This is a genomic window from Mesorhizobium sp. CA7 (assembly GCF_020165015.1).
Classification (GTDB): domain Bacteria; phylum Pseudomonadota; class Alphaproteobacteria; order Rhizobiales; family Rhizobiaceae; genus Mesorhizobium.
In genome coordinates this window covers 164842-171210 of sequence record NZ_JAIUHH010000011.1, presented here as the reverse complement: position 1 = coordinate 171210, position 6369 = coordinate 164842, and the positions used below count along the sequence as shown (strand labels likewise).

The following is a 6369-nucleotide window of genomic DNA, read 5'->3' as shown; positions in this document are numbered from 1 at the left end:
AGCAGAGGGCAGACCTAGAAGCAAACTTCTTCGTCGCCAGCGGCGCACCGCCCTCGTTCGTGGGCCGTATATAGTCGGACCTCCCTCGACGCGTCAACACCGATTTCGAACTTTTTTGAATTTTTTGCGACGAATTTTTCGAACCGCTTTTTCGATAGCCGACTGCCCTTGCGGCAGCCCCCGGGTTATCCGCAACGAGGCCCTATTGCCGCCGCATTAGGGCGTGAAACCGGCCCATATGAGGAAGGCGCGCGCGTACATGCGAGGCGCGCCGACGACGGATGACAGGGCGCCCTGCGCAAGGGGGCGCATGATTTGGGATATCGGCCCCGGCCTGCCGCTTCGTTGACTTCAACCGCCGTGACAGGCAATTGTCATGGCCACAACGACAACGACAAGCCGTTTCGCCTGGGGAAGAAGCAGCCTTTCTGGATGCAAGACACCGAAGAGGTCATAGCCGAACTCGGCAACGAGCCGCCGCTGATCGCGGACGGCCGCAGCGGTCCGCCCGATCGCCGCGAGGTCTCGGCGCGCTGGCTGTCAGGCACCTTCCTCACCGGCGTGACATCGAGCGTGTTGATGGGCGTGGCGTTGTTCGCCGCCCTTGACGGGCGCCAGCAATTGGCGACCCCGCCGGAAATCGCCGAGCTCATCGGTCTTGCCAGCGGCGGCGATGATTCCGGCGAGCAGGCAAAGACCACAAGGCTGGTGGCACCCCGACAGATCGCCCGGGCGAAGGACCGGCGGCGCATGGAAGTGTCGATGGTCACCAAGGTCGGCGACCGTGACGTTATCCACACCATGCCCTTCGTGCAGATCAAGATGGCCCTGGCCGCCGGCCACACCACCAGCCGCCCCTACCCGCCGTTCGACCCGATGCAGGTGTTCGGCGACGACAGCGACGACAACGCGCAACCCGCAACGGCCACCGCGGTCGCCGGGCAGATCTACGGCGCCAAGGTCGAAAGCGAGATGAGCCTGAAGACGGTCGATTTCCCGATCGAGACGGCCTCCTTCGACGAAAAAAGCGATCTCTCCGCCGACGAGGTTGAAAAGGTGGTGCGGGACGCCGGCACCGGCTTGAGCGACGGCGCCGTCCAGGTGGCAGCACTGCACTATATCGATCCGCAGCGGTTCGGCGATGCCTTCGCCGAATCGATGGCCGGCTCCTACGACGTGAAGATCACGCAGGAAAACGTCTCGGTGGCGCCGCGTGCCACGCCGGATGACCAGACGCCTGCCTTCGCCGAGGAAATCATTCCCTTCACCAAGGATACCGATATCGCCGAGGCCTTTGCCGATTCGGGCTACACCGGCGATGACGCGACTGGCATGGCGGAGGCGATCGCCAAGCTATTGAACGCGCCGGCGCTGAAGGCCGGGACGGTGCTGCGCGTTGGCCTCGAGGTGCGCGGCGACATCGCCAAGGTCGTGCGCACCAGCGTCTATGACAAGACCACGCACATCGTCACCATAGCGCTCGACGACCGAGGCCAGTATGTGCCGGCGCAGGAGCCGGAGCCCAATCCCGAGCTTTTGACGGCGTTCGATGATTCGCAACCCGTCGTGGTGCGTGGCAATCTGCCCAATGTCTATGACGGCATCTACCGCACCGCCTATTCCTACGGCATGTCGAAAGCGATGACGCAGAAGCTGATCAAGCTGCTCGCTTCCGACGTGGATTTCCAGTCGCGGCTCTCGCCTTCCGACCGCCTCGAAGTGCTGTTCTCCCAACCTGACGGCGACGACCAGGCCTCCGACGGCTCCGAGCTTCTCTACGTCTCGTCGACCTTCGGCGGACAAACGCGCAACTTCTATCGCTTCCAGATGCAGGACGGCAGCGTCGACTATTTCGACGAGAACGGCAGCAGCGCCAAGCAGTTCCTGCTGCGCAATCCGCTGCCCAATGGGCGCTTCACCTCCGGCTTCGGCGCACGCCGGCATCCGATCCTTGGCTACGTCCGGATGCACACCGGCACCGACTGGGCAGCGCCGATCGGCACGCCGATAATCGCCGCCGGCAACGGCGTGGTCGAGAAGGCCGGCTGGGCCGGCGGCTACGGCAAGCAGATCATAATCCGCCACGCCAATGGTTACGAGACCTCCTACAATCACCAGAGCGCTTTCGCCAAAGGCATCGAGGAAGGCGTTCATGTCCGGCAGGGGCAGGTCATCGGCTATCTCGGCCAGACCGGCCTCTCTACCGGCCCGCACCTTCACTACGAACTGATCGTCAACGGCACCAAGGTCGATTCGATGCGCGTGCGCCTGCCGGTCGGCAAGGTTCTGAAGGGCGACGATCTCGTCGCCTTCAAGAAAGAGCGCGAGCGCATCGACGATCTTCTGAAGCAGGAAGACGGCAACGCGCTGAAGGTTGCCAGCGCCAAGACTGATTCGCAGCTTCCGAACTAATCTTGCTCATCGTTTGTCTTTTGCGGCCAGGGCGATGCCTGTCCGGGAACCGTGAACCAGACGGTGAGTGAAGACAGCACGCAAAGCAGCGCCGTCACCGCCGCGACCGCGGCGAAAGCCGAATCGCTTGCCGCAATCCTGGCCGCTTCGATATTGGCGGCCAGCCCGGAGGCCGGCGGCTCGCCGAAACCGGGCACCCCGGCGGCATTGCCGGTCATCCGCGCGTAAACCCAGGCCGCCAGCGAGCCCATCGCCGCCACCGCGATCAGGCCGCCGACGCGCGAGACCGCGTTGTTGATGCCGGATGCAGCCCCGGTATCCTTGTCCTCCACGGACGTCATGACCGCGGTCGACAGCGGCGACACGACTTGCGCCATGCCAAGCCCCATCAGCGTCATCAGCGGAAAGGTGCCGATCCAGAAATCGTGGATGCCGAAATGGGTAAGCAAGGCAAGGCCGGCGAAGGCGATGGCGACGACCATGCTGCCGCTGGCGATCGGGAAACGCGGACCGATGCGATCCGACCACTGGCCGACCGGTCCGGACAAAAGCGCGATCGACGCCGACAGCGGCACGAAGATGAAGCCGACCTCGGCCTCGCTCAGCCTCCAGCCGGCGATCAACAGCATCGGCAGGTAGAACAAATTGGCCGACAGCGCGAAATAAAGGAAAAACGTCGCCAGATTGGCGCCGGCAAAGGCCCTGATCCGGAACAGGCCGAGATCGATCATCGGGTCGCGCCGCCTGTGCTCGTAAAAGATGAAGACAACAAGCAGGACCACGCCGGCAACGATCGCCGGGCCCGACATCAACCCTGCGCCTTCGGCATTCATCGCCGTCAACCCGTAGGCGAGCAGGCCGAAAGCAAGCGTCGCCAGCGCCGCGCCGCCAAGGTCGAGGCTGCGTTTTTCGGTCGGCTTGTCGGCCGGCACCTTGGCCAGAAGCAGATAGATCGAGATCAGCCCAAGCGGCAGGTTGATGGCAAAGATCGCGCGCCAGACGCCATTGCCGAAAGTCGACAGCACGAAGCCGCCCAGCACGGGACCGAGCGCCGTGGTCAGCGCCGAGGCGGCGGCCCAGATGCCGATCGCCCGGCCGCGCTCCTTCTTCGGATAGGCTTTGGCGATGAGGGCCAGGCTGCCCGGCACCATGATCGCCGCACCAATGCCCTGGATGGCGCGGAAGGCAATCAATATAGCCGGATCAGGCGCCAGCGCGCAGGCGAGCGAAGCCGCGACGAACAGCGCGATCCCGATCACGAAGGCGCGCCGCAGTCCAAACCGGTCGCCGGCAGCGCCCCCTACCAGGATGAGCGCCGACAGCGTCAACGCATAGGCGTTGGAAATCCACTGCGCTTGCGCCAGGCTGGCGCCGAGATCCGCGCGCAGCGCCGGCATGGCGATCGCTAGGATCGAACCGTCGATGAAGCCGAGCGCAGAGGCGAGGATCGCAGCGACCAGCACGAATTTTCGCTGGGTCTGAGGACAAAACGTGCCGTTCGCCCGCGCGGGCGAATGCGAATCGGCAGTGGTTTCATTCGCTGATGACATCGGATCCCTGCTTAGCCCCCTTGCGCGGGCGCAACAACAAGCCAGGGCATCGCTGTTCTTGAAACCAGATGACAGAGCATGATGCCGAAACGTGTGAAGCGGTTTTCGGACGACATCATGCTCTCTCTTTTTGATTTAGGGCCGGATGGCGAGGTGGGCTCAATCCTGATGCAAACCGCCACCGGCGTGCTAGGTTCCACGATCATGCGTGAGAGGGGGAATCCATGAAGCGGCCGCTCGAACCGTCGGCGGAAGGACGCGGACGCATCGTCGGCGTGACCGACGGCGTTTTCGCCATCGCGCTGACCTTGATCGTGCTGGAGATCAGAGTGCCGTCGCATGAGGCGGTGCATTCGGAAGGCGAATTGCTCGCCGCGATCCTGGCGCTGGCGCCGCGATTCCTGACTTATGCGCTGAGCTTCCTCACGCTCACCATCTTCTGGTTCGGACAGCAGGCACAGCATGGCCTGATCGCGAAATCGGACCGGCGGCTCGCGACGCTCAACCTGTGCTTCCTTGCCTTTATCGCGCTGCTGCCCTTCTCAACCGACCTTCTCGCCGATTTCCTGGCATTCAGGGGCCCGGTACTGGTCTACTGGCTGAACCTGCTGATGCTGGGCGCCACACTGTACGCAAGCTGGTGGTATGCCGACAGGAACGGCATGATCTCCGAGGACGTCGATGCTGGAACGCGCCGCACCGTCTACAAGCGGATCGTCAAGGCGCAGATCCTGTGGGCGGTCGGCGCGGCGCTTTGCCTGATCACGCCGCTGCTCAGCATAGGCTTCATCCTGCTGGTGCAGCTCATCTATGCCGCGGCGCCGCGCGCCTTACTGCTGCGTAAACTCATCGGTTGAGGTCCCGCCGACATCCGCGATTGTTGATCCGCCCACGAACTCCACCGTGACGCCCGGCGACACCAGCTTGGCAAGCTCGCGTGCATCCCAGTTGGTCAGGCGCACGCAGCCATGGCTCTCGGTTTTGCCAATCTTGGAGGGATCGGGCGTGCCGTGAATACCGTAGGTCGGCTTGTCGAGTGCGATCCAGACCGAACCGACCGGACCGTTCGGTCCCGGGGGGACGGTCAGGATCTTGTCGTTCTGGCCCTGCTTGAAATTGATGTTCGGATTGTAGGTGTAGTTCGGGTCGAGAGCGATGCGCGAGACGGCATGGATGCCGGTCGGCGACGGCGTGTCGGCCGAGCCGATGGTCGCAGGATAGGCCGCGACCAGCTTGCCGCTCCCATCATAGGCGTAGACTTCCTTCTTGGTCTTGTCGGCGATGATACGCGTTACCGGCGTCGAGACCAGCTTGCCGAAATTGGCGACCTTGATCGTCGTGCCCGGGCGATTGAAGTCCACGCCCTTGTTGATCGACTTCAGATAGGTCTCGTCCATATGGAAGCGTTCGGCCAGTGCCTCTGTGACCGAGGTGTAGCACATGCAGTTGAGCTTGGCCTTCTGGCTGTAGTCCTCCGGTATCGAGGCGACGTAAGGGCCGGCCGCGTCTTCCGGCGTGATCGTGTAGGAGGCGAAGGCGTCGCCGCCCGACTGTGCGAGCGCCGCCTGGATGCCGACTGCATCGGTGGATTTCAGATTGGTACCGTTTATTTCGTTGTAGGCGGCCAGCGCCTTGTCGACGTTCGAGCCGAAGCGCCCGTCGATCACGCCCGGCGAAGCGCCGCCGCGATCGAGCAGCACCTGCAGCGCGGCAACGTCCTGGCGCACGCCGAGCGACAGCGACGGATCGACCGTGGCCTTGCCACCAGTGTTCGGCGGCAGCGACGGCTCGGCGTCCGGATTGGTTTGAAGCACTTCGCCCTGGCCCGGCTGCTCCGGGTCGATCGACGCTTCGTTCAGCGGCTGGCGCTTGATGGTGTCGGATTTCGGCGCCTCCGGATAAGTGGTGGCATAGCCTTCATCGTTGTTGGGCGCCGGCGGATAGGCATCGACGGAATTGTCGTCGTACTCATCGACCGGCGGCGGGATGACACGGCCGTTCTCTTCCAATTGCCGACGACGGAAGCGAGCCATGTCATCGGGATTGTCGAGATAATAGCGGTCGTCGTCTTCGGCCGGCGCGCGGCCGAGTTCCTGCATGCGCATCTGCCGGCGAAGCGCGCGGCGGTCGAGCCTGCTGCCCGGCGGCTGGATGGCGATGACCTTGCCGGTGTCGGCATCGACCAGCACCCGGTTGCCCCTGGCGTCGTAGTAGATATCGATATTGCCGTCCTGGGCCAGCATCAGCGCGCCGCGCTCAGCCGGGCGCGCAGGCCGCGCACCATCCGCGCTCGGCATGGCGAACGCACTGGAAGACACCAGCCCGGCCGCGAGTGCCGAAAGGGAAAAGATCAAGCGCAGCATGGGGTCAAGCTCTCCGGTCGACTCGGGCTTCTGGCGGGCGAACC

Annotated in this window: 5 protein-coding genes; 3 read left to right on the top strand and 2 right to left on the bottom strand. The window is 63.9% G+C overall.

Annotated elements, in window-relative coordinates:
* Nucleotides 1-432 precede the first annotated feature (432 nt).
* On the top strand, nt 433-2412 hold the full coding sequence (locus tag LB552_RS19815; RefSeq protein WP_224609585.1) for a M23 family metallopeptidase: 1980 nt from the start codon (nt 433-435) through the stop codon (nt 2410-2412).
* Here the strand turns inward: LB552_RS19815 and LB552_RS19810 are convergent.
* The gene (locus LB552_RS19810) at nt 2409-3962 is read right to left on the bottom strand and encodes an MFS transporter (RefSeq protein ID WP_224608128.1); all 1554 of its coding nucleotides are present in this window, start codon (nt 3960-3962) and stop codon (nt 2409-2411) included. The genes LB552_RS19815 and LB552_RS19810 overlap by 4 nt on opposite strands.
* Nucleotides 3963-4040: 78 nt before the next feature.
* Between LB552_RS19810 and LB552_RS19805 the strand changes: the two genes are divergently transcribed.
* The gene (locus LB552_RS19805) at nt 4041-4190 is read left to right on the top strand and encodes a hypothetical protein (protein WP_224609582.1); all 150 of its coding nucleotides are present in this window, start codon (nt 4041-4043) and stop codon (nt 4188-4190) included.
* Nucleotides 4187-4819 (top strand): TMEM175 family protein, encoded by a 633-nt coding sequence (locus tag LB552_RS19800; protein ID WP_224609579.1) that lies wholly within the window; start codon nt 4187-4189, stop codon nt 4817-4819. The genes LB552_RS19805 and LB552_RS19800 overlap by 4 nt, the downstream gene beginning before the upstream one ends.
* Here LB552_RS19800 and LB552_RS19795 read toward each other — a convergent pair.
* The gene (locus LB552_RS19795; RefSeq protein WP_224609576.1) at nt 4793-6325 is read right to left on the bottom strand and encodes a L,D-transpeptidase family protein; all 1533 of its coding nucleotides are present in this window, start codon (nt 6323-6325) and stop codon (nt 4793-4795) included. The genes LB552_RS19800 and LB552_RS19795 overlap by 27 nt on opposite strands.
* Nucleotides 6326-6369 lie beyond the last annotated feature (44 nt).